Annotated in this window: 1 protein-coding gene; it reads left to right on the top strand. The window is 61.4% G+C overall.

What is annotated here, in order from left to right; translation table 11 throughout:
* Window positions 1-402, top strand: a 402-nt coding sequence (locus tag AC1DU6_RS36040) for a hypothetical protein (protein ID WP_477863488.1), incomplete at its 5' end; no start/stop codon positions are given.
* Window positions 403-502: the final 100 nt, after the last annotated feature.

The raw sequence follows: 502 nt of genomic DNA, 5'->3' as shown, positions 1-502 counted from the left end.
AGCGAACTGATCCTCGGACCCAATCCGGTTCGCGTGAACGCGCTGCAGTCGCAGCTCGGTTTGAATTATGGCATCGAGAATTTCTGGGTGTCCTGCATCGTGCAATTCGGCCTGGTCCACACCATCCTGATCACGCTCGGCCTGACCTGCTTCTTCATCGAACTACTGCGCCGGTCGGACCGCTCAGCCTTCGCCATCTTGCTGCTGATCCTGATGATTGCGGCAAGTTCGGTGAGCTTCTCGTCGAAGAACATCCAGCTCGCGCAGCTCGTTCTACTTATCGCGCTGCTGTTGCCGCGCGAACGCGCGCCGGCCGTGGCGACACCCCGCCATGTCCATCAGCGACCGCCGATGGCGGCCCCGCATGTCCGCGCCGTCCCCCGGGATCAGGAGTTTGCATGACCATCTATGTCGATCATACCCATCTCGGACGCCATGTGACCGGGCTCGAACGGATCACACTGGAGCTGTTCTCGGAACAGGCGCTGGCGCCGCTCGATGT

It is taken from the genome of Roseateles sp. P5_B10 (assembly GCF_056400485.1).
This window is presented reverse-complemented; position numbering and strand designations above follow the sequence as displayed.